The following is a 26,286-nucleotide window of genomic DNA, read 5'->3' as shown; positions in this document are numbered from 1 at the left end:
CTTTATGCCTTTATTCCGTTTATTTTATAGGCATGTGCTGAAATCACAAATTTAAGGTTGACACATTCCTTTTTTTTCTGTAATCTCAGTGTGTCAATTCAAATAAGAACTTCGTTAGGTGAGGCTCCTGTATGGAGATACGCTGCTGCCCAAAAATGTCCAAAGACGCCAATGGGTCAACAGGAATCATCGACATAAGGTGATTCTTAACGCAGCTGGATGGCTGTCCTATGCCATACAGTGCTAAAGCTCTACGATTGGAGGCCCCGCACGTTTATTTGCCGTGCTTGTTTTCGCCTTCATATCAGAAGGTTTTTTTTATGCCTCAAAACGTACACGACTGAGCATGATAAGGAGGTGCGGAGTATGGATTCTCCCCATTCGAGTATGTCAGAAGAAGTACCCATATACAGCCAGATAACCAGTGACGACATGATGAGGAGACAAACCGCCGCACTTCCCTTGACGGACGGCGCGTCTCCGTAAAGGAGGTACGAGTCCCGATGGTCCAAAACATGACCTATGACGAACTCATATTACGCATTATCATTTTATTGCGGGACGGAAAAATAAAAGAATTCCGAAACATGATAGATGAGCTTCAGCCCTATGACATGGCATTTTTGTTTAAAGAAATGCCGGAAAAGCACCGGGCCCGCTATCTGTCATATATGACGGTTGATGACATCACCGACATGATCGGAGAGCTGGAGCGGGAATTTCAGCTTGCCGTTTTGCATAAAGTCGGTAAAACGAAAGCCACTCTCGCAATGAATAAAATGGATAACGACGATCTCGCCGCATTGCTGGAAGAGATGGATGAAGAACTGAAAGAACAGCTTTTATCCAGCATGGAGGCTGAGGAATCAAAAGCCGTACAGCTTTTGATGAACTATCCGCAAGAATCGGCGGGCCGGATGATGACGAACCGCTTCGTCTGGATTCCGCAGCATTATACAGTAAAAGATGCGGTCGTGAAGCTGAAAAGCTTTGCAGAAATCGCAGAATCAATAAATTATTTGTACGTGATTAATGACAGCAAGCAGCTTGTCGGAGTGCTCTCTTACAGAGATTTAATTCTTGGCGAGCCTGAGGATAAAGTGCAGGATCTCATGTTTACACGTGTCATCTCGGCCGGGGTGCTCCAAGACCAGGAAGAAGTCGCCCGGCTGATCCAGCGGTATGACTTTTTAGCCATTCCGGTCGTGGAAGAAAATCATGTGCTTGTCGGTATTGTCACTGTCGATGATATTATTGACGTCGTGATTAAAGAAGCCGATGAAGATTACGAAAAATTCGCAGCCTCCGGTAAGGCGATTACATTTGATACGAAAGCGTACGTTGCGGCGTACCGCCGTTTGCCGTGGCTCATTCTGCTTTTGTTTATCGGATTGATTTCCGGAAGCATTCTGAATTATTTTGAAGATACATTGCAAAAAGTCGTCGCCCTCGCGTTTTTCATGCCGATGATCGCGGGAACGACGGGTAATACAGGCACACAGTCACTCGCCGTCGTCATCAGAGGACTGGCTAAAGAAGAAATGAATAAAAAAACCATCTTTAAACTGATTTTCCGTGAATTAAGAACCGGTATCTATATCGGCATCGTCTGTGCGATCGCGATTACGATTGTCGCAACCGTCTGGCAGAAAGACTTAACGCTCGGTTTTGTCGTCGGTTCATCGCTGCTTGCAACGTTGATTATCGGTACGATGGCCGGAACGATCGTCCCTATTATTCTTCATAAATTGAACATTGACCCGGCGATTGCATCAGGTCCGCTGATTACGACGCTGAACGATATTTTGTCCTTATTAATTTATTTCGGCATTGCAACTGCATTTCTTCATGCTTTATAAAAAAAGTCCGTCTCACAGGAGGCGGACTTTTTTGATCAGCGGTTTTTATACTTAAAATGAGCATTAAGCTGGCCTTCCAGCATTTTTTTGCGGAGCTGCGGGTCGTTTTTGAGAGCCTGTTCTTTTTTTCGCATGTCTTTTAAAATCTCAGCCGTCTGCACGCCGTCTTCCCGCTTGTTGGCAATATCCATCAGCCGCTCAACGTCCGCGAAGGAATACTTTCTCGTTCCCCGTGATGAACGCTGCGGGTAGATTAATTTCCGTTCTTCATAGTATCTGATCTGTCTGACTGACAATCCGGTTAATTCGCTTACAATGCCGATCGAGATTACTTTTTTATCTTTGTAAGATTGTTCGTCTGTCGTCATTTTTCCACCCCTGGATGTCTTTTACTCATATTATATAAGAAAAAAAGAGAAAAAACCTGACGCTTGTCAGGTTTTCTGACGCGGAATAGAAAATTTTAGAAAAAAAGCGGCAGAAAAATTGACAAGGTTAATGCATGGTCCTGTGCCCCCGTTTTATGCTTACTATACAGACACAATGAGGAGGAAGGATAGGAATGGAGAAAGAAAAAGCGGTTTCGCTGGCAAAAGAAATCATTGAATTAGATATGAAACGCGACGAAATGCTGGAGGCGTTCATGCAGCTTGCCGGGGAACACGCTTTTCCGCTGCTCAGAGCCGTCCAGAACGGACTTTACCGAAAAACATCATAATCTACAGAAGTTTTACAATGGCTTTATACGTCTTTGATATAAAAGCGTTATTCTGATCATAGAATAACGGAAAACAAAGGAGGCCGCCATGAGTCGTTTGCTTCAAAATGCATTGGACAAAGAGAGAAACCATTATTCCAAAAAGCTTCTGCAGATCGGAGTCTATACGAAAGAAATACTCAATTCCATGACAATTACGGAGCTGAGAAAGGAATACGCGTATTTTTTTCGGAACATTCCCTATAAAGAACGGAACCCTTATACAAATTAAATGATGTATAAGGGTATTTTTTTATATAAAAAAGAAGGAATTCTGAAAAACGGCACGAATAGAATATAAAACAAAGATCGACTCTTATGAATTGTAAGGGTTTACATTATTTTTTTATAAAAATCTTAAATACGGGGTAGATATGATGAGATTATCATTTAACGAAGAAGAAGTGATGCGTTCGATGAATTTGTACAAAGTTTTTGCAAGGGCTTTCAAGAGTGTGTCTGAACACAGCATCCGCGACAGTAAAGAACACGGTTTTAATCCGACTGAATTTGCCGTTTTGGAGCTGCTCTATACGAGAGGACCGCAAAAGCTTCAGCAAATCGGGTCGCGTCTTTTGCTTGTCAGCGGGAATGTCACCTATGTCATCGACAAGCTTGAAAGAAACGGGTTTTTGGTCAGAGAACAAGACCCGAAGGACAAACGGTCTGTTTACGCCCATTTAACTGATAAAGGAAACGAGTATTTGGATAAAATTTATCCGATTCATTCATTGAGAATTGCGAGAGCGTTTTCAGGACTTATGCCTGAGGAACAGGAACAGCTGATAGCCTTACTGAAAAAAGCGGGAATTCACAGCCAGCATTTGCTTTTCCGTTAAAAGAAAGCGGATACAGACACTCTTCTTCACGAAGAGTGTTTTTTTTTCTGTTCCGGACAGTAGAGCCTGAAGCGGTTTTTGCATAAGCTGATACAGGTCGGCATCATTATTTACCAATCATAATGTGACACGCCCCATGCCAAAATATGAGGGTGCTTTGATTATAAAGAAGGTGAACATGTGAGAAGCTGTCTGCTGTCTATATGGTACTTACTTGATCCGCTTTATTTCTTCTTTACCCGGCTGACGCTGATTGATAAACGGCAATCGAATGTATTCCGCGTCCGTTTGACTAGATATAAAGGAAAAGATGTCATCCTGAGCGACGGAACCAGAATTAAAAAAAACGACGTGTTAGTTAAGATTCATCTTCATAATGTCAAACTCCTGAAAGAGCTGCAGCCTATTGAAAGCGCGGTCAGAAGGGGGATTATGCTATATCAGAAGGTATATCAATCCATGCCTCATTTAGCGGATTATATTAACCAGCATAAACGGAAAGACGAGATTAAGGGAGTCGTCGGCATTACAATGCTTCATAAAGGAGCTGCGAGACTCGGTTTTGATGTGATAAAACCGTCCAGCGGCTGTTACAGGCTGTTTAAGAAAGCGGCCCATATTCCCATTTTATACTTTACTGCAAAACAGCTCACCCTCAAAAACATTCCTTACTCCTGCTATTTATTTATTTCCAAAGAAAAATTGATGTGCACGTATCAGACTGAAAAGAGCTGACAAAAAGCGTCAGCTCTTTCTCTTGATTTGCTCAAGCACGATTGAAAGCGGGCCGTCCTGCGGATTCCGGTAAAAATCATAAAACGGATCTCCCTCTGTCCTGACGCGGTTCACTACTGTATCGATCGTATAATCATCAGGTGTTAAAGAGGAGTTTACTTCGCTCCAATAAAGGGGAGCCGCAACCGTTCCCAATTCGTTGCCCCGGGTCGAATAGGGGGCGATAATGGTTTTCCCTTCGGCATGCTGCAAATAATCTAGGTAGAGTCTGCCGTTTCGGTTTTTGATAAACCGCTCTGTCGTAAAAAGATCCGGCCGCGTCCTGACGCAATAATCGGCGATGAGCATTGTGAAAGCACGGGTTTCTTCATAGGTGAATGCTTCCGGTGAAAGCGGGATGTAGAGCTGAATGCCTTTATTTCCGGAGAGCTTCGGGAATGACGTAATGCTGAATGAGTCAAACAGCTGTTTCAGCACATGCGCAGCCTCCACTGCCATAGGAAAATCATTCCTTGACGGAGGATCAAGATCAATGACAATCTCTGCGGGCCTTTCAGAATGCACTGTCTGAAACGGAACGTGAAATTCAAGCGCCAGCTGATTAGCCAGCCATAAAAGTGACGGTATGCTGCTGCATACGATGTGCTCGTGGCTCCCGTCAAACACGCTTGAAACAAAGTCCGGCGTGTAGTCCGGTTTGTTTTTTTGAAAAAAAGATTCGCCAGGCGCGCCGTGCGGATAACGGATCACCGTGACGGCCCGATCTTTAAGAAAGGGCATCAGAAAATCGCTCATTTTCACCATATAACTAAGGAAATCTGCTTTCGTTTTTTCACGTTTTTTAAAAACAATCTTATCCAGACTTGTGAACTGCAGCTTCGGCGGCAGCGTTTTAGAGTGAAGGATAAGCTGTTGATACGTGCATTCCGTCCAATCCATTTCAAACTGAAAAGACACAAAAGATACTTCACGCAGCGTGTCCTGCAATATGGTTAAATACTGCACGGTCATGCAGATAGAAGGCTCAAGTGTATACTCGCCGCTTTTTTGTTTTTTTCCGTGGGTCTCCATAATAGTTCTGACGGCGTTTTTTTCTTCCGCCTGCATGCCGTGGGAAACGGAAGCGATCGGGACGGCGGTGCCGTCTTTTAAAACAGAGGCCGTTACATACCCGTTTTTCGGATTAAACCCGGTTAATAGCACATGTGCCGTTTTCATATGTTTATACTTTTGCCAGTCGGGGGAGCGTTTATTTTCCGCCCAGCCGCTGGAAGCCCTTTTTGCTACGATACCTTCTCCGTCATGGCGGACGACCTTGTCCCAAAGCGCATCAAAGTCAGTGTGTTCCGGAATGTATTGAATCGCTTCTTCCGCTAAGTGATGAGGGCAGGCTGGAAGATTTGCTTCTTTAAGCAGTTTGGAAAGGGCGCGTTTCCGTTTCACATACGGTAATGAAACGGTGCCCGCGCCTTCCAGAACGAGGAGATCAAATGCCAGAAAGCGGCACGGCCGTCTATCAGCGGTGCTTTCAATTGCTTCCGTCCGTTTTAAACGTCCGCGGATTTGAAGATGCTCAAAGTCCGCTCTGTACGGATTGATTAAATAGACAAGCTCTCCGTCAAGCGTAATGGGGAACCTGTCTTTCATGTGCTGAAAACACCGAGCCGCAAAAGCTGTGATTTCCGGAAATTGATTCGTCAGCGTCTGTCCGTTTCTGCTGGTTAATGTAACGCCGCTTTCGTCTATGCGGAGAAGACAGCGGAACCCGTCATACTTTACCTCATAGCGCCACTCACTGCCTTCAGGCGGTACAGAGGTCAAAATCGGCTGCATCGTCAGCACCATGATTAAGACGTTCCGGCTTTTTGTCTGGTCGTCTTCTGCTTTTTGCCTCCGCCGCCTGCTGACGCGGCGTCTTTTGGCCGCGCCGGTGCAGCCTGTTCGCGATCCGGCCGCTTCGTCCGGTCAATGCTTGCCTGAAGCGCGCTGACAAGATCGATGACATCTTCGCGCGGGCCGGCAGCAGCCGGTGTCACGCCCGCTTCTTCATGTTCGAGCTTATCGTTAATTTTAGCGAGAAGGGCTTTCCGGTATGTGTCTTCGTATTGTTCCGGGTCAAACTCGGTTGTCAGCTCATTAATTAACGTAATCGCCGTCTGCAGCTCTTTTTCATTAACGGCTGTCTGCTCGGGAACGCCCGGCACATGTCCGGCATTTCTGACTTCATCCGGATAATGAATGGATTCCATCACGATGCAGTTGTCATACACGCGAAGAATCGCAAGCTGCTGTTTAGAGCGGATCGTAATGGAGGCAATCCCGATTTTACCCGTCGTCCTCAGCGCTTCCCGCAGAAGTGTATAGGCTTTTGTGCCGTTATCTCCCGGCCCGACATAATATGACCGGTTAAAATAAATCGGATCAATTTCCTGCAGCTGGACAAAGTCAACAATCTCAACCGCTTTTTCTTCATGTTCCTGTTTTACGTCTTTCAAGTCTTCGTCTGTCATAATGACGTATTTCCCTTTTACATACTCATAGCCTTTCACGATTTCATCAGGTTCCAGACTTTTTTCACATCCGGTGCAGATTTTCTCGTATTTAATCGGCGCATGGTCTTCTTTATGAAGACTGCGGAATTTTATATCTTTATCTTCAGTGGCCGCAAAGAGCTTGACCGGGATATTGACGAGGCCGAAACTGATCGAACCCTTCCACATCGTGTGCATGAATAAAAACTCCTTTTTGTCTTTATTGTGGATAAACGGGTCCGTTCCATGTGTAGCAACTTATGGGTGTTGCGGCGCTTCATGGAGCGGCTGTTCCATTTCCTCAGGCGGAAATGGTCGGCTGAAAAGGAAATGAATTCTTTATTTACAATCAGTGAATCGGTAAGTTCTTTAAAGCGCTGAAGTCCCTGAAAATCATCAGCGGTAATCAAAAAGATTATACAAAATCATTCCCCGGGAAATGCCCACGCATTCCCATGTGGTGACTGAGAAAATTTCCCGCTCCCATATGAACTGAATCCGCGGTCAGCCGCCGCTTACTTTTCGGGAGATCTTAAGTGATGTAAACGCCGCCAGACAAGCAATCAGGAGACAGGCGGGACGTTGTATTGCGCATGTCATTCCCTCCCGCTATACCGATCTGAAACGACTCACATTTATAACGGGCATGTCTAAAAGATATTTCAGCCTCAAGGTTTTGTGTTAAAATCATTCTTAAGTTTCGGAATATAGACGTAAGCCGGGAGTGATAGATCATCGAAGATTTCATCATATCAATAATAGAGGCGTTTAAAAGCTTATCTTATGCCGGAATTTTTTTGGCGCTCAGTATAGAATTCATCCCGGCGGAAATTGTTCTTCCGCTTGCGGGCTATTGGGTCTCAAAAGGGGATATGACGCTTGCCGGGACCGTGTTTGCCGGTTCGCTCGGCGGTGTTTCAGGTCCGCTTGTCTTATATGGAATCGGCAGGCTGGGCGGTCGGCCGTTTTTGCTGAAATATGGAAAGTATATATGGATAAAACCCGAATCCCTGCAGAAATCAGATGATTTCTTTCAGAAGCACGGAGGTTTGGTCGCGTTCAGCGGCCGTTTTATACCGGGGGTCAGGACGCTGATTTCTTTGCCGTGCGGCATTGCGAAGATGAATGTCTGGGTCTTCTCTCTATATACATATGCAGCGATGCTGCCGATTACATTTGCTTACGTATACCTCGGAATGAAACTCGGGGAAAATTGGAAAAGCGTCGGTTCCATTCTCGATCAATATATGCTGCCGCTCGGTATATTCATTGTGTTGCTTCTCATTCTTTGGATGTTTTTAAAGAGAAGAAAACAGCGGGCCAAAACAGAAAAAATTTCTCAATTTGTTAAAAAAGTTAAGCGTTGACAAATGATGAAACAGGCTTTATCATGAGCGTATAAACAAATATTTCTTGAAATCCCAAAGGGGAGTAGCGTCCGGATATTCCGGAAACAAAGTCGTCAATTCATGGATCATATCCATCGGCTTTGTTGGCATGCCAATCATTCATGTCTAGCAAGACCTTTGCCTTATATCGGCAAAGGTCTTTTTTGCGTAAAAAACCGCCGGTATAAGCTCGGATGATAGAAAAAAGAAACGGAGGGAATGGATTGGACTTTGCATTATTATTGGAGTATGGATGGGTTCTTCTCGTTTTAACCGGGCTGGAAGGGATTTTGGCGGCGGATAACGCGCTGGTGATGGCTGTGATGGTGAAGCATCTTCCTGAAAAACAAAGGAAGAAGGCTTTATTTTACGGATTGGCGGGCGCATTTATTTTGCGTTTCGGGTCGCTGTTCGCCATTTCTTTTCTGGTGAATGTTTGGCAGGTCCAGGCCGTCGGCGCTTTATATCTGTTTTACATTGCGGTCAGCCATTTGCTGAAGCGGTATGTATTTAAAGATAACGCCGGTCAGAAAACGCAGAAAGAAAGCGGGTTTTGGCAGACTGTCTTGAAAGTGGAGCTCGCGGACATCGCTTTTGCCGTTGATTCCATTTTAGCGGCGGTCGCGCTTGCCGTAACGCTCCCGGGAACTCAGCTTCCTGCCATCGGCGGCTTGGACGGCGGTCAGTTTCTCGTTATTTTAGCCGGCGGCGTAATTGGTTTAATCATTATGCGTTTTGCGGCATCAATGTTCGTATCCTTACTGAAAACCAGGCCGGGCCTTGAAACGGCGGCATTTGTGATTGTCGGATGGGTAGGCGTGAAGCTCGCTCTTTATACATTGGCCCATGAGGAACTCGGTATAATTCCGGCAGATATCATCCATTCGGCGGCCTGGAAAATCATTTTCTGGGCGGTTCTGGCTGCCATTGCGGTTTGCGGATGGTTTATGTCAGGAGCAAAACAAATAGAGTCCGGCGCGGAATCGGAAAAAAGAGAACACGCGTAAAATGATCAAAAAGGGAGTCTGGCTTTTTAAAAAGCAGGTTCCCTTTTTTGTTTGAAACGCTTACATTTAAGACATATGATAACAATTTTATAACAGCATTGTTACAAAAAACACAGAGAAAACCCCCTTAATTCTGCATGGGGGCACGAAATCATGTATAGTACGTCTTATTGGCTTGTCATAATTGAGACAAATGAAATCGATTTCTCTTTTTCTTCCTTTGCGAATCCCTACTAAATTAGCTATGATTATGAGTAGTTATAGGGAGGAACTGAGGTGAAACCAGTGCTTAGCCTTTTGTTTAAATTGGGAAAAAAGAAGCAAACGCTTGAAACATCTGTTGAAAAAATACAAAAAGGCGACAAAGATCTGCAGAACGATTTAATACAGCAATATAAGCCTTTTATCGCGAAGACGGTTTCATCCGTTTGTAAACGATATATAGATGAAAAAGACGACGAATTCAGCATCGGGCTGATCGCGTTTAACGAAGCCATTGAAAAATATTCGGCTGAAAAAGGTAATTCGCTGCTTGCATTTGCAGAGCTGATTATAAAAAGAAAAGTGATAGATTATATCAGAAAAGAAGCAAGAACCGCTCAGCATATCAATATGGATGTGCAGGAAGGCGACGACCAGGAATCTTCGCAGAGCCTTATCGAAGCGGAGCTTTCCATTGATGAATACCGCAAACAGATAGAGCAGGAACAGCGCCGGGAAGAAATTCTTTTTTTTCAGAAGCAGCTGAAAGAATACGGCCTGTCTTTTAAAGAGCTGCTGGAACAATCGCCGAAGCATACAGATGCGAGGCAGAATGCGATTAAGGTAGCCTACACGCTTGTTGAAAATGAAGAGCTGGCGTCCATTTTGCACCAGAAAAAACAGCTTCCTGTCAAGCAGCTGGAGCAGCTCGTGTCGGTCAGCAGAAAAACGATCGAACGGAACCGAAAATATATCATCGCCATGAGTATTATTATTACCGGTGATTATATTTATTTAAAAGATTATCTTAAAGGGGTGTTGCACTCATGAGAAGAGGGATCATAGTAGAGAAAAATAAAAAATTCGTCACGTTGCTAACCCCTGACGGACAATTTTTAAAAACAAAAAATGATCACCGCACTTGTGAAATCGGAGAGGAAATTACGTTCGAAGGCGAAACGCGTATGGGAAGAAGGGCCAGCTTTTTTGATTTTCTGAAACTGCGCCCTTTTAAATTGGGAGTGTTTACGATGACTGCTATTATTTTGTTTATTTTAATTTTGCTCCCGGTTTTTTCTGATAACAAAGCTTACGCGTATATGACGCTTGACATTAATCCCAGCATTGAAATGGCTTTAAACAGCAAATATGAAGTCATTGAACTGACACCGCTGAACCATGACGCCAAACAGGTCATCAGTGACATCGGAGATTGGAAAAGCAGCGATTTTAAGGAAGTCATCAGTAATATTATTACCGATTGCAGCAAGCATGGATATGTAAAGGAATCAAAAGAGATTTTAATTTCCACGGTTTATGAAAATACAGATGACAATACATATAAAAAAGGCGTTAAAAAACAGCTGGCCGACATGACTGAAAAATATAAGGGCACCTACCAGGTCCAATCGCTTGAATCTGATATGGAAACAAGAGAAAAAGCAAAACAGGAAGGGATGTCAACAGGCAGCTACATAAGAAGAAACGAAAAGAAAACAGAAGAAAAACAGCCTGAAAAGCAAACCGACGGCAATGAAACAGATCAAAAAGATACCGAAACAGACGCTGATCAAAGCGAGCAGCCGGACACAGAAAAGCCGGCGGCTGATGAAAAGACAGCTCCTGATGAAGAAAAGGCAGCAGAGAAGCCGGGAAACAATGAAACAACGCCCGGTACGGAAGAAGCGAAGCCGGACAGTCAGGACGGCAATCAGCAAACCGAAAAAAATGCAGCTTCCGGATCAGAGGAAAACACACAGAAGGAACAAGATGGGGAAACAGAGCAGCCCCCAACACAAAATCCTCAGGAAAACGGAAATGACAAAGAGCCTAAGCAAAAGTATTACAATCATTACTGGAATCATGATCGCAATGAACATTGGGAATCCTATCGGCATCATGAAGATTCATCAGACCGAAGGAATCCGAACGGCTACCGGCACGGAAAGGAGAATGCCGATAAATATCAAAATTCGCCGAGAAGTCCCGGCGAATAAGCTGCATTATTGATGTTTCCCGTTTAATTGTGATTGAGCCTGCTGTACAAGACGTTTTGTCATTTCCCCGCCTACAGAGCCGTTTGCGCGTGCTGCTGTATCAGAGCTAAGGTTCACGCCGAATTCTTGAGCCACTTCGTATTTAAATTGGTCAAGTGCCTGCTCAGCCCCTGGAACTAAGAGTTTATTTCTGCTCGCCATCTTTTTCATCTCCTTTTCTCTGGCAAGATGTGTTTTCGCATTTTAGTTTCAAACGGAACGGTATTGATTATGCTGGCAATTGTTGTACAGCAAAAAAACCCCGGCGCAGACACCGGGGCGAAGAAGCGTTATGAATTATAATAAATGGCTGGTCATTTTGTAGGCTGAGGCTTGAATATGGAAAGTCAAAACGGAGAGCACCGTGACGGCGATTATGGATCTGATATTGTTCCATTGTCTGCCTCCGAGTTCTTTAAAGCAGCTTTTGAGCTTGTCCGTCTGCTCTTCGACGAGCTCCTGCAGGCTCGTTTCCTTCATCGGCGGGTTTGCCTTATGATGAAGATAATCAATCACTTGGGCGCAGCTTTCATAGTAGCTGATCGGGCTGATGACGTCGTCTGATCTGTCTGTGATCGTGTTAAAAGCGATTTTTAATATGCCGCGTATATGTTCGAAGTCATAAATTGATTTTAAATCACGTACAATGAGAAGGATGACAGCTTGTTCAATTGTATATTTTTTGCCGAGTAAGGGGTGGCCGATTAAATCTTTAATATCGCGCTTCACCCAGTTTTGGACGGCGGTTGATTTTAAAGACGTCAGCTCGCACAGATTTCCCAGCTCGACAATCTCGTTAGTTGAAAGCCCGTATTCCTTTTTCTCTTTTTTTCGTTCGAATCTCGTCAGAAATTCAGGGATATGCAGACGGCTTTCCGCTTCATCCAAGGTCATATCCGCTGATTGCAATAAGATTTGGAGAGGGGTTGCGTCTCCTTGGCCTTTTAGCGCGTAAAGAAGCCGGACCATATCAGTTCGGGTCAGTTTAAACGTGTTCATGGTTCACCTCTGATTGATTACGTGTTACTTTTTAATATCAATGGGAATTACATTAACATCATACGTCGAAATTGTTGCATTTTCAAACAGATCATTTATAATTTAAGTAAATAAGTTCTTTTGATCTTAAAAAAGACGGAGGTAATTATGGCGAAAAGAATATTTCTGTTTATTTTAACGAACCTTTTGGTCATTACGACAATCGGAATTGTGCTTACGATTATTACAAGCGTTACCGGTGTCGGCTCGTATATACAAAATGGCCGCATTGATCTGATGGCATTGCTCGTGTTCAGTCTTGTCGTCGGTTTTGTCGGTTCTTTTATTTCTCTCGGAATGTCCAGATGGATGGCCAAAACGATGATGGGCGTCCGGGTGTTAAATCCGAAGAAACAGTCGCTCAGCTATGAAGAACAGCAATTGGTTGACCGTGTGCACAGATTGTCCCGTGCCGCAGGGATGACGAAAATGCCTGAAGTCGGCATTTATCATTCCCCGGAGGTCAATGCTTTTGCGACCGGACCTTCTAAGCGCCGTTCGCTTGTCGCGGTTTCTTCAGGTTTATTGCAGCAGATGGATGATGCTGCGGTGGAAGGGGTCCTTGCCCATGAAGTCGCACACATCACAAACGGTGATATGGTCACGATGACGCTGCTGCAGGGAATCGTCAATACGTTCGTCGTATTCCTTTCCCGAATCGCGGCATGGGTTGCAAGCCGCTTTGTCAAAGAAGACCTCGCGCCGGTCGTTCATTTTATCGCGATGATCGTGTTTCAGATTATCTTTTCCATTCTCGGCAGTCTTGTCGTCTTCGCCTACTCGCGCCACAGAGAGTTTCACGCTGACCGCGGCGGTGCAGACCTTGCCGGCAAGGATAAAATGATTCACGCCCTGCGTACGCTGAAGTCTTATACAGGACATGTGAATGAAGAAGACCAGACGGCGGTGCAGACGTTAAAAATTAACGGCAAAAAGCATTCGTCACTGTTCTCCACACACCCTGATCTCGATGAGCGCATCCGCAGGCTGGAAGCAAAATAATCAACAAAACCTCTGACAATCGTGGGACTGACCCCATAATATGAGACAAACAAAAAACACCTTCAAGTTTGAAAACGGATCGTTGTTATCCGAAATTAGACTTGGAGGTGTTTTTCTATGAGGGCAAGAGTGAGTTATCCGGTTGAAGTCAAACAGAAGGCTGTAGAAATGAGATTGGCGGGCGTGCCTGTGAAGGAGATCATGCAGGAATTGAATATAAAGAATAAGACGCAGGTGCAGACATGGGTCAGGTGGTATAAAGCTGGGGACACACATCGATTCGAACAACCTGTCGGAAAGCAATATTCTTATGGAAAAGGTCCAGAGTATTCTTCCGAATTAGAGAAACTGCAGGCAGAAAATCGTTATCTGAGACAAAAGAATGAAGTGTTAAAAAAGTACAACGAATTGGAAAGGAAGCTGATAGCGAAACGCCAGTCGAGCTTGTAGAAGCATTGCGCGGCACAATGACCATACAGGATATCTGTATTCATTTAGGTATCTCACGAGCATCTTATTATCGTTGGAAGAAGAATCTGATGAAAGATAACCCTAAATACCATTTAGAAAAACAAATCGGCACGTTGTGCCGAGAACATAAGTATCGATATGGCTATCGGAAAATCACAGCCATATTAAAAAAGGGAATGCGTATTAATCATAAAACGGTTCAGCGCATTATGCAGAAAAACCAGTGGCAATGCCGGGTTAAGGTGAAAAAGCGCAAGAAGAATGGGCAGCCATATGCCGTGGCCGAGAATATATTAGATCGGAACTTTCAGTCTGATCGCCCTCTGGAAAAGCTAGTAACGGATATCACATATTTGCCTTATGGGCAGAAACAATTGTATCTTTCCAGTATATTGGATTTATACAATGGAGAAGTGATTGCTTTTACGATTGGCGATAGACAGGACACAGATTTTGTCTTACACACACTTGATCAGCTGCCCGTACTCCCAGAGAACTGCGTGTTACATAGTGACCAAGGTTCTGTTTATACATCTTATGAGTATCAGAAAGCTGTTAAAACAAAAGGCATTACCATGAGCATGTCCCGTAAAGGGACACCCGCTGATAATGCCTCCATCGAATCGTTTCATTCCTCACTAAAGTCTGAAACGTTCTACCTCGACAGGTTGGAAAGCACTACGACGACCATCGTAGAGCAAACTGTCGAAACCTATATATACTATTATAACAACATTCGTATTCAAACGAAACTAAACAACCAGCCGCCGGTCACATACCGACAGCTGGCTGCTTAAAGGTGTTTTGATCCCTGTCTCAAAAACGGGGGTCAGTCCCTCGTTTCAGAGGTTTTTTGTTTAAAGATCGGCAAATTACATAAGGTAATGAAAAATCTTTCTAAAAAGCCCTTTAAAAATACTCCCAATATCATTAGAATAATTACGTACTACATTTGAGAGGCAGAAGGAACTATCTTATGAAATTAACACTGAAGAAATTCATACAGATCTTGTCGCCTGCACAGCTGATTGCATTATATTATTTTCTTGCTGTGACGGTGGCATTTATTTTGCTAAGTCTGCCGGCCGCCCACAAACAAGGGGCCAGCTGGTCGTTTATAGACGCGCTGTTTACGGCTGTCAGCTCAGTCAGTGTCACCGGTTTAACGGTCGTCAACACGGCTGATACATTCAGCACGGCCGGGATTGTCATTTTGGCTTTCGTGCTTCAATTCGGCGGAATCGGCATCATGACGCTCGGAACATTCGTCTGGCTCATTATGGGCAAACGGATCGGTCTGCGGGAACGGAAGCTCATCATGGTGGATCAGAATCAATCGCAGTTTTCCGGTATCGTCAACCTGATGAAGCAAGTGCTGTTTTTGATTTTATTAATCGAGTTTTTAGGCGGCATCATCTTAGGAACATATTTTTTAACGTATTATGATTCGTTTGAACAGGCGTACTTGCACGGATTCTTTGCGAGCGTCAGCGCCACGACAAACGGCGGTTTTGATATTACGGGAAATTCACTCGTCCCGTTCAGACATGACTATTTCGTGCAGTTTATTACGATGCTTCTGATTATTTTCGGTGCGATCGGTTTTCCGGTGCTCGTAGAAGTAAAGGACTTTTTGTTTTCAAAACAGCGCAGATACTCATTCACGCTGTTTACGAAAATTACGACCGTTACGTTCGGAATGCTCGTTTTGTTCGGAGCCGTGGGCATTTACGCGCTTGAAGCAAGCCATGTCATGAAGGGGAAAAGCTGGCATGATGTTTTATTTTTATGTCTCTTTCAATCAACCGCTACGCGAAGCGGCGGGCTTGCGACAATTGATATCAGCCAGCTGTCGGCGCCGACATTATTTTTCATCTGCGCCCTCATGTTCATCGGCGCATCACCGAGCTCGGTCGGCGGCGGAATCCGTACGACGACGTTTGCGCTTAACCTTCTTGCCCTGTTTCATTTTGCCCGGGGAAATAAAGCGGTCAAGGTCTTTAAACGCGAGCTTCACCAGGCTGATGTCATGAAGTCGCTGGTCGTTACGATGATGGCGATTCTGCTCGTGTTCGGATCGACGCTGATTCTGGCCGTGACGGAGACAAATCAGACGCTGCTCGGACTGCTGTTTGAAGTGTGTTCCGCATTCGGAACGACCGGCCTGTCGCTTGGGATTACTCCGCATTTAAGCGACATCGGAAAATGCGTCATCATGATTGTCATGTTTATCGGCCGGATCGGCATTTTGACGTTCCTTTATCTGATCGGCCGAAAAGAAATCGAAGCAAATTATCACTATCCGAAGGAAAGAATGATTATCGGCTGACACCGCTTTTCAGAAAGCGGTGTTTTTTATTGCCGTAAAATGGATGAGTGGAAACAGTTTCTTTGGAGATTCTACTTGTAAAGAGGTGACGTCATTGTTTGCCGTATTTTGGAAGTCGGTAGTTATGATAGCGGTCGGTACCTTTTTATTGCGGATTGCCGGACGGAAATCAATCAGCCAGCTGTCGGTGACCCAGACAGTCATCATGATTTCGATCGGCTCGATTATTATTCAGCCGTTTATTGAACATAATTTATGGGAAACTATTTTCGCGGCGGCGATTTTTATTGCGGTATTAATCCTGATGGAATATTTAGAAATCAAATCAAGCTTTTTTGAGTTTTTATTTTCAGGAAAAACCGTCGCCGTTGTCAGAAACGGAAAAATCATCCCGGAAAACTTAAAAAAAATGCGTTTTACCGAAGCTCAGCTGTCAATGAGGATCAGGCAGGAAGGCCTCGGAAACATTCAAGATTTTAAATATGTGCTGCTTGAGCCGAACGGACAGATCGGCTATGAACTCATTGATGAGGCCAAAAACGTGACAGTGCGCGACTTGAAAAAAATGCTTGATGAATTCAAAACAGATTTGCTGACAGAAGGAGGAAATCAAATGAAACGCAAAGCAGCAAAGAATGAAGCTTTGACCAACAACAACACACCGACTGAGAGCATGGACAAAGATGCATACAAAACACAATATGACGGTGATCCCGGACTGAGAGGCGCAAACCGCAAATCAAAACACGGCAAACAAGGAGGCGAGTAACATGACGAAAAAAAACCGCCACAGCAAAGACATGCAAAACCATAAAAAGCCGATGGACCCTAAATTGCTTGAAGAAGAGTTTGCAAGCGAGCTCGGTGATTATAACGCCGGAAAATGGATTGAAACGCTTGAACAGACGAAGCCAAAGAAAAAAGAAGACGGCAAACAATAAAAAATACCTCTTAGGCGATAACGCTTAAGAGGTATTTTGCATTATTTCGAATAAGCACCGTTTCTTGTTCCTTTCACCGCTTCAAGCCAGCCGGTGATCCGCAGCTCAATAAACGGCTGTGCGGCCGTTTTCACCGCATTGCTGGAGAGAATGGACGTAAGAGCGGCCGTTAACATTAAGAGCATGACTAAATTCTGATAATCAGACAAGTGATCTTCAAGCCCGATCTGCCGCAGCGTTTTTATAATGAATCCATGCAGCAGATACACGTAAAACGTTCTCGTACCCCATTTCGTAAAGAAATAACGCTTTTGCGGAACGAGCGCCAAAAAGCTGAAAGTGGCGGCAAAGGCCAAAACATACCAGCCGATGCGCGACAGACCGCTCAACAGCGACACTGTGCCGAATGTAGAATAAGGCTCCGAACCGAACAGCCACGAGTAATCAAAATCAATACACCAGCATAAGAGGAAAACAATCCCCAGTACGCCCGCGGCAATCTGCCTGCCTCTTTTAGCCCGAAGCAAATCAAAGTGCTGTTTCTTTAAATAAAACCCGACAAGAAACATCGGTAGAAAAACAAACGTCCGTGAAAGACTCAGCGTGCTGCTGATAAAATCAAGATACCCGATCATGACGGCAAGCCCGCAGCTCGCCCCAAGCGCCCACATTTTCGGCAGCTTCGTAAAGGGGTAAAGCAGCAGATTCCAAAAGAATAAGCTGACTAAAAACCAGAGAGACCACTGCGGATCAATCGGATTGACGCTTGCCATGCTTTCATCCTGAATCAAATAGTAAAAAACTGAGTAAATGCCCTGAAAAATCAAGTACGGAATAATCAGCTTCACAGCCAGCTTCTTCACATAACCTTTCCGCTTAAAGTTTTTTGCGAAATAGCCGGAAACCAGGATAAAGGCCGGCATATGAAAAGTATAAATGAATTTGTAGAGATGAAGCATAAACTCATTTCCGTTAATAAATGACCGGAGGATATGGCCGAACACCACCAGAAAAATCAAGATAAACTTGGCGTTGTCAAAGTAACTGTCTCGCGATTTTGTCATAGCATCACCTTCTCTTCAAAAATCATCCACTGCATGATTATTTCCTGTTGGTGTTCATTTTAAAATAAAAAACAAAAAATTGAAGGAGGACAAAAGGGATTGTTAGGATGATGTAATGGGGAGGTAAGGATCGTAGAAAAAGACTTTAACTTGTCATATCATTGAAATTTTCTGAAATGTATAGGGCGAATGAAGGAAGATGAGGTATTTTGTAGAAATATTGAAGGATAGGTTTTTGAAGAAGGAGTGTACTGAATGGCTGAAACTCTGGATTTGCAAACAAAAGAGTCGCTGAAAGAGCAGCTGAAGCGGATGAAAGAGGAAAATGACCGCCTGAAGAGTGATTTGAACCGGTATCACGTGATTATGAATAACACGCTTGATGCCATTTTTATATGCCGTAAGGAAATGAAAATCGTCCAGGCGAACGAGGCTGCGGCCCGGATGATGCAGATTGAGGCAGAGAACCTCATTAACCGCTCCGTCCTGGATTTTTTATATTCCGTGCCTCAGGAAGAACTGAATAAGGCCGTGAAAAAGTTTTTAAAAAAAGGCCATCTGTGGAAAGAGGTGCCGATTAAGCTTGACAGCGGCGCGACGAAATACATTGAATTCCTCGCCAGAGACGGAATTGGGGAGGATTATTTTTTTGTGGTGATGAGGGATATCTCCTCTAAAAAAATATTAGAGCGCGAATTCTCCATGAACGAGCAGCTGTTTAAAGATTTGTTTGACAGGGCTGTCGACGGCATCGTGCTGTTTGATAAGGACGGCGGGTTTATTGATGCGAACCTCTCTTTTTGCAAAAGCTTTGAGATCGGCCAGAATGAATTGTCCCATCTGTCGCTCCGCCATTTTACCGACGGAGAAAACAAAAAGCATCTGAAAGAAATCTGGGAAACCCTCCGCAGAAAAGGAAACGCCAAAGGAGAACTGCCCGTCAAGCTTCGGTCGGGCGAAGAGAAGCTGTTTGAATTTACGATTACGTCCAACTTAATCAGCGGGTTCTACATGTCCATTATGAGGGACATAACAGAGAAACGGTTGATGGAATTGAAACTTTTTAAAAGCGAAGAGCGATTCCGCGAAATTTTTGAAAACGCCATGGACGCGATTGTCATTTGGTCTGATGACGGAAAGATTGCCAAAGCAAACGAATCGGCGTGCCGCATTTTCGAACTGCCGATGGATAAGCTGGTGGAGACGAATTTATGTACGTTTATCGTTGATCCGCAGAAAAAATATAAGCAGATTAAGAAAAAATATGAAAAATACGGGGAAATCCGTGAAGAAATGCTGTTTCAGATGGCAAACGGCCAATTTAAAGAGCTGGAATTCACATCAAAACGAACCATACTTGAAGGTCAGCATTTAACCATTTTAAGAAATGTCAGCGATCGTAAGCGGATGGAAAAAGAATTGCGGGAAAGCGAGCTGAAATTCAGAAAAGTATTCAACGGCTCAATGGACGGCAAGGTCTTATTTGACAACCAATTCCGCATTATTGACGCGAATCCTCTCGCAAGCCGTATACTCGGTATGCCGGATGAGGAGCTGAGAGCGTACACCGTTCCGGATATTCTTTCTTTATTTGATATTGAAAACGCGGGTGTTCCCGCCAGAAAGATTGATTTAGAAGGAATGGATAATGAAATCCCCTTCCTGTTAAGCAGCAGCGACAGCCGCAAACTGGAATTCTCCTTCAAAAGAAATATCATTCAAAATATGAATCTGGCCATCTTTAAAGATGTCACAGAGGCCAAAGAGCTTGAAGAGAGGCTGCGGAAATCCGATACTCTTCATGTTGTAGGGGAGCTGGCGGCGGGCATCGCCCACGAAATCAGAAACCCGATGACGGCGCTGAAAGGGTTCATTCAGCTTCTTCAAGGAAGCATTGAAGGCGAATATTCTCTGTACTTTAACGTCATTACCTCAGAATTAAAACGCATCGAGTCTATCATCACTGAATTTTTAATTTTAGCGAAACCCCAGGCGATATTATATGAAGAAAAAGACGTGACGCAGATTATGAAAGACACGGCTGATCTTCTGAATGCCCAGGCCAATCTTGTCAATGTGCAGATCCATCTGAACCTGACCGGAAACATCCCGCCGATTTACTGTGAACCGAATCAATTAAAACAGGTGTTTATCAATATTTTAAAAAACGCCATTGAAGTCATGCCGGGCGGCGGCAATATCTACGTGACCATTCAGTCTTCTGATCAAGACCACATTTTGATTTCTATTCAAGATGAAGGAACAGGCATTTCCGAAGACAAATTAAAACGTCTGGGTGAACCATTTTACACGACAAAAGACAGGGGAACGGGTCTCGGTCTCATGGTCAGCTATAAAATCATCGAAGAGCATCAGGGACGCATTCATGTGGAAAGTGAAGAAGGGAAGGGCACCGTTTTTCATTTGACGCTTCCGATCCGGCAGAATACCGAAGAAAGAAGGAGCGGGGAATGATCTGTTTTACAAGTGTGAGAGCGCCGTTTGGAACCGTCATCATAACAGAGGAAGAGAGCTTTATTACCGGCCTGTTTCTCACCGGGGAAGATTTTGAGGAATGGCGGAAAGACGCGCCCGGCGTAAAGCCGTGCGAAACCGCTTTGCTGTCGGAGGCGAAACAGCAGCTGGCATCATATTTTTCAGGAGAAAGAAAGCAATTCTCTCTGCCTCTGAGACAAAAAGGCACACCCTTTCAGGAAAGGGTATGGAACGCGCTGACGATGATTCCTTACGGGGAATCCCGAAGCTACGGCGATATGGCTGAAGCGATCGGAAAACCGAAAGCGGTGCGCGCCATCGGACAAGCCAATAAACGAAACCGGCTGCCGATTTTGATCCCTTGCCATCGGGTAATCGGCAAAAACAGCGCCTTAACGGGATACGCGGGCACGAAGACGGATGTAAAAGCGGTGCTGCTGAACATCGAACAAATATCCTATAATGAAAAATAAAGCGTATGGCACGTTCCGTTTTTTCACGTCCGACATATCATTTTATTAAGTGAAAAAAGTTGGTCTGATGAAAAAGGAGGACGAAGCCTGATGAAAATGAGCCGTCCGCAAAAGATAGCCGGTTATGCAGAGCTGTTTTTTAAAATGCATCTCATTACAGCCGTCCAAAAAGATAAAGTGATTACATTGTGCAGACAAAAAAACCGCTGACATTGCCTGAGGCAATATCATCAGCGGTTTTTCAGCTCAGCTGGCAGTCAGCGAATAATTGTTCAATTTCTTCCGTGTAAGAGCCGGTCACAATTCCTTTCTCGGTTATAATGCCGGAAATCAGGCTGCCCGGCGTGATGTCAAAGGCCGGATTGAAGACCGGCACATCTTCGGGAGCGGTGCGTATGCCGGAGATCTGTCTGACTTCATTCGGATCTCTCTCTTCAATCGGAATCTGATCGCCGTTTTCAATCTGCAAGTCAAATGTCGAAAGCGGTGCGGCCACAAAAAACGGAATTTGAAAGGCGTTTGCCAAAATAGCGAGGCCGTACGTTCCGATTTTGTTGGCCGTATCACCGTTTTTTGCAATTCTGTCAGCGCCGACAATGACCGCAGAAATATGTTTTTCCTTCATTGTATGGGCGGCCATGCTGTCCGTAATGAGCGTGACATCAATTCCGCCCTGCATCAGCTCCCACGCCGTCAGCCGTGATCCTTGGAGAACGGGTCTTGTTTCACATGCGTAGATATGAAGGCCGAGATCTTTTTGTTTCGCTAAGTAAAAGGGAGCAAGCGCCGTACCGTATCGGCTTGTGGCAATCGAGCCCGCATTGCAGATGGTCATGATCTGGTCGCCTTTTTTAAAAAGGTGCAGCGCATTCTGGCCGATCATTCGGCATGTTTCTTCATCCTCAATCTGAATTTGAATGGCTTCATGAACGAGCGTTGTCTTCGCTTCATTGATTGAGATCGCATCCCTGATGGAATCCGTCAGTCTGTCAAGCGCCCACGCGAGGTTGACGGCAGTGGGCCTTGAACTGTTTAAATACGCTTTGACATCCGCGAACTGACGTCGGAAATCTGAAAGGTCGCGGGCTTCAAACGACTTGGCGGAGAGCGCGAGTCCGAACGCCGCGGTTATACCGATGGCCGGGGCGCCCCTTACTTTCAGCGTGACAATCGCGTCGAATACATCTTCCTTTGTTTTAAGTTCCGCATATTCAGTGACGTCGGGAAGCTTTTGCTGATTTAAAATGCGGATGTAGGTTTCTTTCCATTCTACAGAACGGGGGATGGCAAATTCATTGGTCATGCTGCATCATTCCTTTACACGGAGCTTAAATTGGTCCAGAACCTCGGTGATATGCTTCAGTTTTTTTCTGTTTTCGATATAATAGGCGCCGATGTCAAGCGCCAGCTTCTTCCGTTCGATTCGTTTGTCAAACGGAGTGATTTCATCTAAGTCAGCCACATGGGCGAGTCCGATCGTGCGCCGGATCAATTCGCATCCCGCAAAACCGACCGCTTCCTCAAACGCGTTTTTCAGTGTGTCTTCCAGCAGGTGTCTGCGGGAAGGCAAGCAGTCTTTCTCCCATGCTTCACTGAATGTTTTCACAAATGTATCCCATACGGCGGCAGTATGATCATATAACGGCTGTCTGTCGTCACCGTCGCGGCTGAGGGCGTTTAACAGCAGATTGGCGATAAATTGGCCGATGTCAAACCCGATCGGTCCGAAGAAAGCAAACTCGGGATCAATCACCTTTGTTTCATGTTCATCGGCAAAGATGCTTCCCGTGTGCAGATCGCCGTGAACCAATGTTTCCGCGGAATTCAGAAAGATGGCTTTCAATTCGTCAGCGCCTTCTTTCAGCCGGGAATTGTTCCAAACTTTTTCTGCGTATGGGCGCAGCTCCTCTTCAAAATCGTTTGTCTCATGGTCGAGAAACGGTTCTGTAAACACAAGCCTTTCCGTAATATTGCAAAGCTCAGGATTTGTAAACTGCTTTGCGAGCTGCTGCTTTACTTTCGCATCAAGCGCATAATCAGATGAGTAAAACAGCGTTTTCCCTAAAAATTCACCGATATGAACCGATAAGTTCGGATAATGCTGCCCTTCCAGCAGCCCTTTTCTTGAAATCCGCAAATGGGAGAGGTCTTCCATTACCGTGACGGCCATTTCAGTATCGGAATAGTAAACGGCCGGAACGAGGTGCGGCACGTGTTCGCCCTGGCGGATGAGGGCGCTGCTTTCGATTCTCGCCCGGTCAATGGTAAGCGGCCAGCTTTCACCGACGACTTTCGCGTAAGGAATCGCCTGTTTGATAATCAGTCCTTTTTTGTTTTCTTTATCGTAAACATGAAAGACGTAATTTAAATTGCCGTCGCCGATTTCACGGCATGTCAGAGTGCTTTTGTTTTGGAATAAGCCGAGCTTGACGGCTAACGCGGCGGCGGAGCTTTCTGTTAATTGTTCATAAAGACTTGTTTTAGTTGCTGACATGGATTTACCCTCCAATTATGTAGTGGCAGTAAGAGATCGTGACGGAGAATACGCCCGAAAAAAAGCCTCCTTCTCTGAAAGAGAAGGAGGCTGAAACAGTGCAGTCCGCCTCTTATCTCTCAGATAACATCTGATGGAATTAGCACCGTGCCTTGTGAGACAATCGTCTCGGCGCAAAATGTACGCGCCCCATTTCACAATGGAATTACGGTCGGTTGCTGTTGGGGTCAAAAGGCCAATCCCTCGCCCAACTCTCGATAAGAGAAAAATATATTGATTTGTATCACAATTCGGATTAATCAGTTGATGAAAATATTAGCAGGTGCCGGATATTCTTGTCAACGTTTTTTTGAAAATTAATATAAATCACGCCGTAAGTCTTGGAAAACCGGAATGGTTCCGCGAACGGCCGCGCTTTCTGACACATCGATTTCCGCTCGGACTGCGCCTTCCGTCCGGTCTCCTTCGGCTAAAATCCGGCCCCACGGGTCAATAATCAGGCTGTGGCCGGCAAATTCATTATCGGGATTGGACCCCGTGCAGTTAGAGGCTGCGACAAAACATTGGTTTTCAATTGCTCTGGCGATAAGCAGGCTTCGCCAATGATCAAGGCGGGGCAGAGGCCATTCCGCAGAGATAAACAGGACATTCGCGCCCTGGGACGTATGCTTTCTGATCCATTCGGGGAAACGGATATCATAGCAGATCAGCCCGGCGCACTTGACACCGTCAAGCTCAAAGGAACCGTCGCTGTTTCCTGCTGACAAGTAAAGGTGTTCATCCATCAGCTGAAACAGATGGGCTTTCTGATACCGCTTCACGATCTGTCCGCTGTTATCGGCGATGTACATGGTGTTATAGACATTTTCGCCTTCTTTGACCGCAAAAGATCCGGCAACGAGGTGTACGTTGTATGTTTTTGCCGTTTCTTTAAGCCATTGTTCCGAAACTTTGCCGTTTTCATCCGCCAGCTGGTCTAGCCGTGTGAGATCATAGCCGGTCGTCCACAACTCAGGAAGCACGATTACATCCGCATGGCGGCTTTCTTGCTCAATCAAAGATTCTGCTTTTTTAAAGTTTTCTGAAGGATTTCCGTATGAAATATCAAATTGCAAACAGGAAACGGTCCATTTCATTTTTTAACACCTCAAGTTTCTCTTTACTTTTTTTATTTAACCATATATGATGATGGACTATCATTTCAAGACATTTTTAGAAGGTGAAAATATGAACTTTGAAATCTCAGATGTACTCAAACAGCTGCCGGAACAATTTTTCGCATCATTGGTGCAAAAAGTGAATCAAAAGCTGAAAGAAGGCAGAGACGTCATCAATTTAGGGCAGGGAAACCCTGATCAGCCGACGCCTCAGCATATCGTTGAAGAAATGAAGCGCGCCGTCGAAAGGCCGGAAAATCATAAATACTCATCATTCCGGGGCGCTTACAGCTTCAAAAAAGCAGCCGCTGCATTTTATGAAAGGGAGTATGGGGTCACGCTTGATCCGGAAACGGAAGTCGCCGTGCTGTTCGGAGGCAAGGCGGGACTTGTTGAGCTTCCGCAATGTCTTTTAAACCCGGGAGATACCATTCTGGTGCCTGATCCCGGATATCCTGATTACTGGTCAGGCGTCGCCCTTGCAAAAGCGAGAATGGAAATGATGCCGCTGACGGAAGAAAGAGGGTTTCTCCCTGATTACAGCGTAATTCCTGAAAAGGTGCGGAGCGAGGCGAAGCTGCTGTATCTCAATTATCCGAATAATCCGACCGGCGCTGTGGCGACAGAGGCGTTTTTCGAGGAGACGGTCGGTTTTGCGGAGCAAAACGGCATTTGTGTCGTTCATGATTTCGCGTACGGAGCCGTCGGCTTTGACGGGCATAAACCGCTGAGCTTTTTGCAGACCGAAGGCGCAAAAGAGACGGGAATCGAAATCTATACCTTGTCCAAAACGTATAATATGGCGGGCTGGCGGGTCGGCTTTGCCGTCGGAAACGCTTCTGTCATCGAAGCGATCAACCTTTATCAGGATCATATGTTTGTCAGCCTGTTTCCCGCGGCGCAGCAGGCGGCGACAGCCGCACTTTTAGCGGATCAGGCATGCGTCGCGGCGCAAAATGACAGATATGAATCGAGACGCAATGCATGGATTAAAGCCTGCCGCAATATCGGCTGGGATGTGACGGCTCCGGCGGGCTCCTTTTTTGCATGGCTCCCTGTGCCTGACGGTTATACGTCACAGTCGTTTTCAGACCTGCTGCTCGAGAAAGCGGATGTCGCGGTCGCTGCCGGAAACGGGTTCGGAAAATGGGGGGAAGGCTATATAAGGGTCGGTCTTCTGACAAGTGAAGAAAGACTTAAAGAAGCTGCGGAACGGATCGGGAAACTGAATCTTTTCACCCGAAAAAGCATTGACATATCTGGATAACAATGCGATAATTCAAAATACTTTATAAAATCATTATTCTTATCAAGAGCAGGCAGAGGGACGAGCCCGATGAAGCCCGGCAACCGACTGATAAAGCACGGTGCTAATTCTTGCAGCAGGAGCTGAGAGATAAGATTCGGACATAACACGAAGCCTCTTTCTGCTCATACGGAAGAGGTTTTTTTATGTTTTGCGAAAGAA

The 26,286-nt window shown here is 45.2% G+C and carries 26 protein-coding genes and 3 riboswitches; of the genes, 17 read left to right on the top strand and 9 right to left on the bottom strand.

All coding sequences use genetic code 11. The annotated features are described in order from the left end of the window. The first annotated feature begins 103 nt into the window (after positions 1-103). Positions 104-269, top strand: a riboswitch (M-box (ykoK) riboswitch). Positions 270-503: 234 nt separating this feature from the next. Then, complete coding sequence (mgtE, locus tag BZ167_RS02795) at positions 504-1,859, top strand: magnesium transporter (protein WP_033574637.1); 1,356 nt, start codon at positions 504-506, stop codon at positions 1,857-1,859. Positions 1,860-1,894: 35 nt separating this feature from the next. Here mgtE and tnrA read toward each other — a convergent pair whose 3' ends face one another. Further along, entirely contained in the window at positions 1,895-2,227 is a 333-nt protein-coding gene (gene tnrA, locus BZ167_RS02790; RefSeq protein ID WP_003154734.1) for a MerR family transcriptional regulator, read from the bottom strand. A gap of 194 nt (positions 2,228-2,421) precedes the next feature. Between tnrA and BZ167_RS20040 the strand changes: the two genes are divergently transcribed. The 4 genes from BZ167_RS20040 to BZ167_RS02775 all read left to right on the top strand — a co-directional run bounded on the left by BZ167_RS20040 (position 2,422) and on the right by BZ167_RS02775 (position 4,190). Further along, positions 2,422-2,577 (top strand): hypothetical protein, encoded by a 156-nt coding sequence (locus BZ167_RS20040; RefSeq protein ID WP_003154733.1) that lies wholly within the window; start codon positions 2,422-2,424, stop codon positions 2,575-2,577. Positions 2,578-2,665: 88 nt separating this feature from the next. Beyond that, entirely contained in the window at positions 2,666-2,848 is a 183-nt protein-coding gene (locus BZ167_RS02785; RefSeq protein ID WP_003154731.1) for a Fur-regulated basic protein FbpA, read from the top strand. A gap of 142 nt (positions 2,849-2,990) precedes the next feature. Continuing rightward, positions 2,991-3,455, top strand: a complete 465-nt coding sequence (locus BZ167_RS02780; RefSeq protein WP_007610911.1) for a MarR family winged helix-turn-helix transcriptional regulator — start codon at positions 2,991-2,993, stop codon at positions 3,453-3,455. Positions 3,456-3,635: 180 nt separating this feature from the next. Then, the gene (locus BZ167_RS02775; protein WP_015417328.1) at positions 3,636-4,190 is read left to right on the top strand and encodes a YkoP family protein; all 555 of its coding nucleotides are present in this window, start codon (positions 3,636-3,638) and stop codon (positions 4,188-4,190) included. 9 nt (positions 4,191-4,199) lie between these two features. Here the strand turns inward: BZ167_RS02775 and BZ167_RS02770 are convergent, their stop codons facing one another. Then, positions 4,200-6,035 carry a DNA ligase D gene (locus BZ167_RS02770; RefSeq protein ID WP_039062973.1) on the bottom strand — a complete coding sequence of 612 codons (1,836 nt, stop codon included), beginning with the start codon at positions 6,033-6,035 and terminating at the stop codon, positions 4,200-4,202. A gap of 2 nt (positions 6,036-6,037) precedes the next feature. Next, positions 6,038-6,919 (bottom strand): non-homologous end joining protein Ku, encoded by an 882-nt coding sequence (ku, locus tag BZ167_RS02765; RefSeq protein ID WP_015239724.1) that lies wholly within the window; start codon positions 6,917-6,919, stop codon positions 6,038-6,040. Positions 6,920-7,452: 533 nt separating this feature from the next. Between ku and BZ167_RS02760 the strand changes: the two genes are divergently transcribed. From BZ167_RS02760 to BZ167_RS02745, 4 genes are all read left to right on the top strand, one after another. Next, positions 7,453-8,088: a DedA family protein gene (locus tag BZ167_RS02760; protein ID WP_369878818.1), complete on the top strand. Its 636-nt coding sequence runs from the start codon at positions 7,453-7,455 to the stop codon at positions 8,086-8,088. Between the two features lie 245 nt (positions 8,089-8,333). Continuing rightward, complete coding sequence (locus BZ167_RS02755) at positions 8,334-9,116, top strand: TerC family protein (RefSeq protein WP_077391932.1); 783 nt, start codon at positions 8,334-8,336, stop codon at positions 9,114-9,116. Between the two features lie 276 nt (positions 9,117-9,392). Further along, the gene (gene sigI, locus BZ167_RS02750; RefSeq protein ID WP_003154719.1) at positions 9,393-10,148 is read left to right on the top strand and encodes an RNA polymerase sigma factor SigI; all 756 of its coding nucleotides are present in this window, start codon (positions 9,393-9,395) and stop codon (positions 10,146-10,148) included. Beyond that, positions 10,145-11,314 (top strand): anti-sigma factor domain-containing protein, encoded by a 1,170-nt coding sequence (locus BZ167_RS02745; protein WP_007407209.1) that lies wholly within the window; start codon positions 10,145-10,147, stop codon positions 11,312-11,314. Before sigI ends, BZ167_RS02745 begins: the two co-directional genes overlap by 4 nt. Before the next feature lie 6 nt (positions 11,315-11,320). Here BZ167_RS02745 and BZ167_RS02740 read toward each other — a convergent pair whose 3' ends face one another. Both BZ167_RS02740 and BZ167_RS02735 read right to left on the bottom strand, forming a co-directional pair. Then, positions 11,321-11,515, bottom strand: coding sequence for an alpha/beta-type small acid-soluble spore protein (locus BZ167_RS02740; protein WP_039251672.1), 195 nt, complete (start codon positions 11,513-11,515; stop codon positions 11,321-11,323). 135 nt (positions 11,516-11,650) lie between these two features. After that, positions 11,651-12,352, bottom strand: a complete 702-nt coding sequence (locus BZ167_RS02735; RefSeq protein WP_015417331.1) for a DUF1836 domain-containing protein — start codon at positions 12,350-12,352, stop codon at positions 11,651-11,653. Positions 12,353-12,499: 147 nt separating this feature from the next. Here BZ167_RS02735 and htpX point away from each other — a divergent pair, with 147 nt between their 5' ends. The 5 genes from htpX (at position 12,500) to BZ167_RS20035 (ending at position 17,134) form a co-directional block, all read left to right on the top strand. After that, positions 12,500-13,393, top strand: a complete 894-nt coding sequence (htpX, locus tag BZ167_RS02730) for a protease HtpX (RefSeq protein WP_007407207.1) — start codon at positions 12,500-12,502, stop codon at positions 13,391-13,393. A gap of 117 nt (positions 13,394-13,510) precedes the next feature. Further along, positions 13,511-14,661 (top strand): IS3 family transposase gene (locus tag BZ167_RS02725; RefSeq protein ID WP_148660071.1). Its coding sequence is split into 2 segments (ribosomal slippage): positions 13,511-13,784 and positions 13,784-14,661, totalling 1,152 coding nucleotides; the frame shifts between segments, so codons are not numbered across the junction. Positions 14,662-14,840: 179 nt separating this feature from the next. Next, complete coding sequence (locus tag BZ167_RS02720; RefSeq protein WP_060675376.1) at positions 14,841-16,193, top strand: TrkH family potassium uptake protein; 1,353 nt, start codon at positions 14,841-14,843, stop codon at positions 16,191-16,193. 94 nt (positions 16,194-16,287) lie between these two features. Continuing rightward, positions 16,288-16,962, top strand: coding sequence for a DUF421 domain-containing protein (locus BZ167_RS02715; RefSeq protein ID WP_015417333.1), 675 nt, complete (start codon positions 16,288-16,290; stop codon positions 16,960-16,962). 1 nt (position 16,963) lies between these two features. Next, positions 16,964-17,134 (top strand): hypothetical protein, encoded by a 171-nt coding sequence (locus BZ167_RS20035; protein ID WP_007610936.1) that lies wholly within the window; start codon positions 16,964-16,966, stop codon positions 17,132-17,134. 41 nt (positions 17,135-17,175) lie between these two features. Here BZ167_RS20035 and BZ167_RS02710 read toward each other — a convergent pair whose 3' ends face one another. Further along, entirely contained in the window at positions 17,176-18,198 is a 1,023-nt protein-coding gene (locus BZ167_RS02710; RefSeq protein ID WP_020955723.1) for an acyltransferase family protein, read from the bottom strand. Positions 18,199-18,453: 255 nt separating this feature from the next. Between BZ167_RS02710 and BZ167_RS02705 the strand changes: the two genes are divergently transcribed. Continuing rightward, the gene (locus tag BZ167_RS02705) at positions 18,454-20,673 is read left to right on the top strand and encodes a PAS domain-containing sensor histidine kinase (RefSeq protein WP_015417334.1); all 2,220 of its coding nucleotides are present in this window, start codon (positions 18,454-18,456) and stop codon (positions 20,671-20,673) included. Further along, positions 20,670-21,167 (top strand): methylated-DNA--[protein]-cysteine S-methyltransferase, encoded by a 498-nt coding sequence (locus tag BZ167_RS02700; RefSeq protein WP_015417335.1) that lies wholly within the window; start codon positions 20,670-20,672, stop codon positions 21,165-21,167. The genes BZ167_RS02705 and BZ167_RS02700 overlap by 4 nt, the downstream gene beginning before the upstream one ends. A 241-nt stretch (positions 21,168-21,408) precedes the next feature. Here the strand turns inward: BZ167_RS02700 and mtnA are convergent, their stop codons facing one another. The 3 genes from mtnA to BZ167_RS02685 all read right to left on the bottom strand — a co-directional run bounded on the left by mtnA (position 21,409) and on the right by BZ167_RS02685 (position 24,797). Next, a complete protein-coding gene (mtnA, locus tag BZ167_RS02695) occupies positions 21,409-22,470 on the bottom strand; it encodes an S-methyl-5-thioribose-1-phosphate isomerase (protein ID WP_015417336.1) in 1,062 nt (353 codons plus the stop codon). A 6-nt stretch (positions 22,471-22,476) separates the two neighbouring features. Further along, on the bottom strand, positions 22,477-23,661 hold the full coding sequence (gene mtnK / locus BZ167_RS02690) for an S-methyl-5-thioribose kinase (protein WP_077391931.1): 1,185 nt from the start codon (positions 23,659-23,661) through the stop codon (positions 22,477-22,479). A 109-nt stretch (positions 23,662-23,770) separates the two neighbouring features. Continuing rightward, positions 23,771-23,925, bottom strand: a riboswitch (SAM riboswitch). A gap of 92 nt (positions 23,926-24,017) precedes the next feature. Next, a complete protein-coding gene (locus tag BZ167_RS02685) occupies positions 24,018-24,797 on the bottom strand; it encodes a carbon-nitrogen family hydrolase (protein WP_003154702.1) in 780 nt (259 codons plus the stop codon). A gap of 91 nt (positions 24,798-24,888) precedes the next feature. On the opposite strand from BZ167_RS02685, the gene BZ167_RS02680 reads away from it, so the two are divergent. Then, the gene (locus BZ167_RS02680) at positions 24,889-26,085 is read left to right on the top strand and encodes a pyridoxal phosphate-dependent aminotransferase (RefSeq protein ID WP_077391930.1); all 1,197 of its coding nucleotides are present in this window, start codon (positions 24,889-24,891) and stop codon (positions 26,083-26,085) included. 36 nt (positions 26,086-26,121) lie between these two features. Next, a riboswitch (SAM riboswitch) is annotated at positions 26,122-26,221 on the top strand. Positions 26,222-26,286: the final 65 nt, after the last annotated feature.

It is taken from the genome of Bacillus sp. 275 (assembly GCF_001999205.1).
Classification (GTDB): Bacteria; Bacillota; Bacilli; order Bacillales; family Bacillaceae; genus Bacillus; species Bacillus velezensis.
The sequence above is the reverse complement of the archived record's forward strand: the minus strand, read 5'-3'. Positions and strand labels throughout refer to the sequence as shown.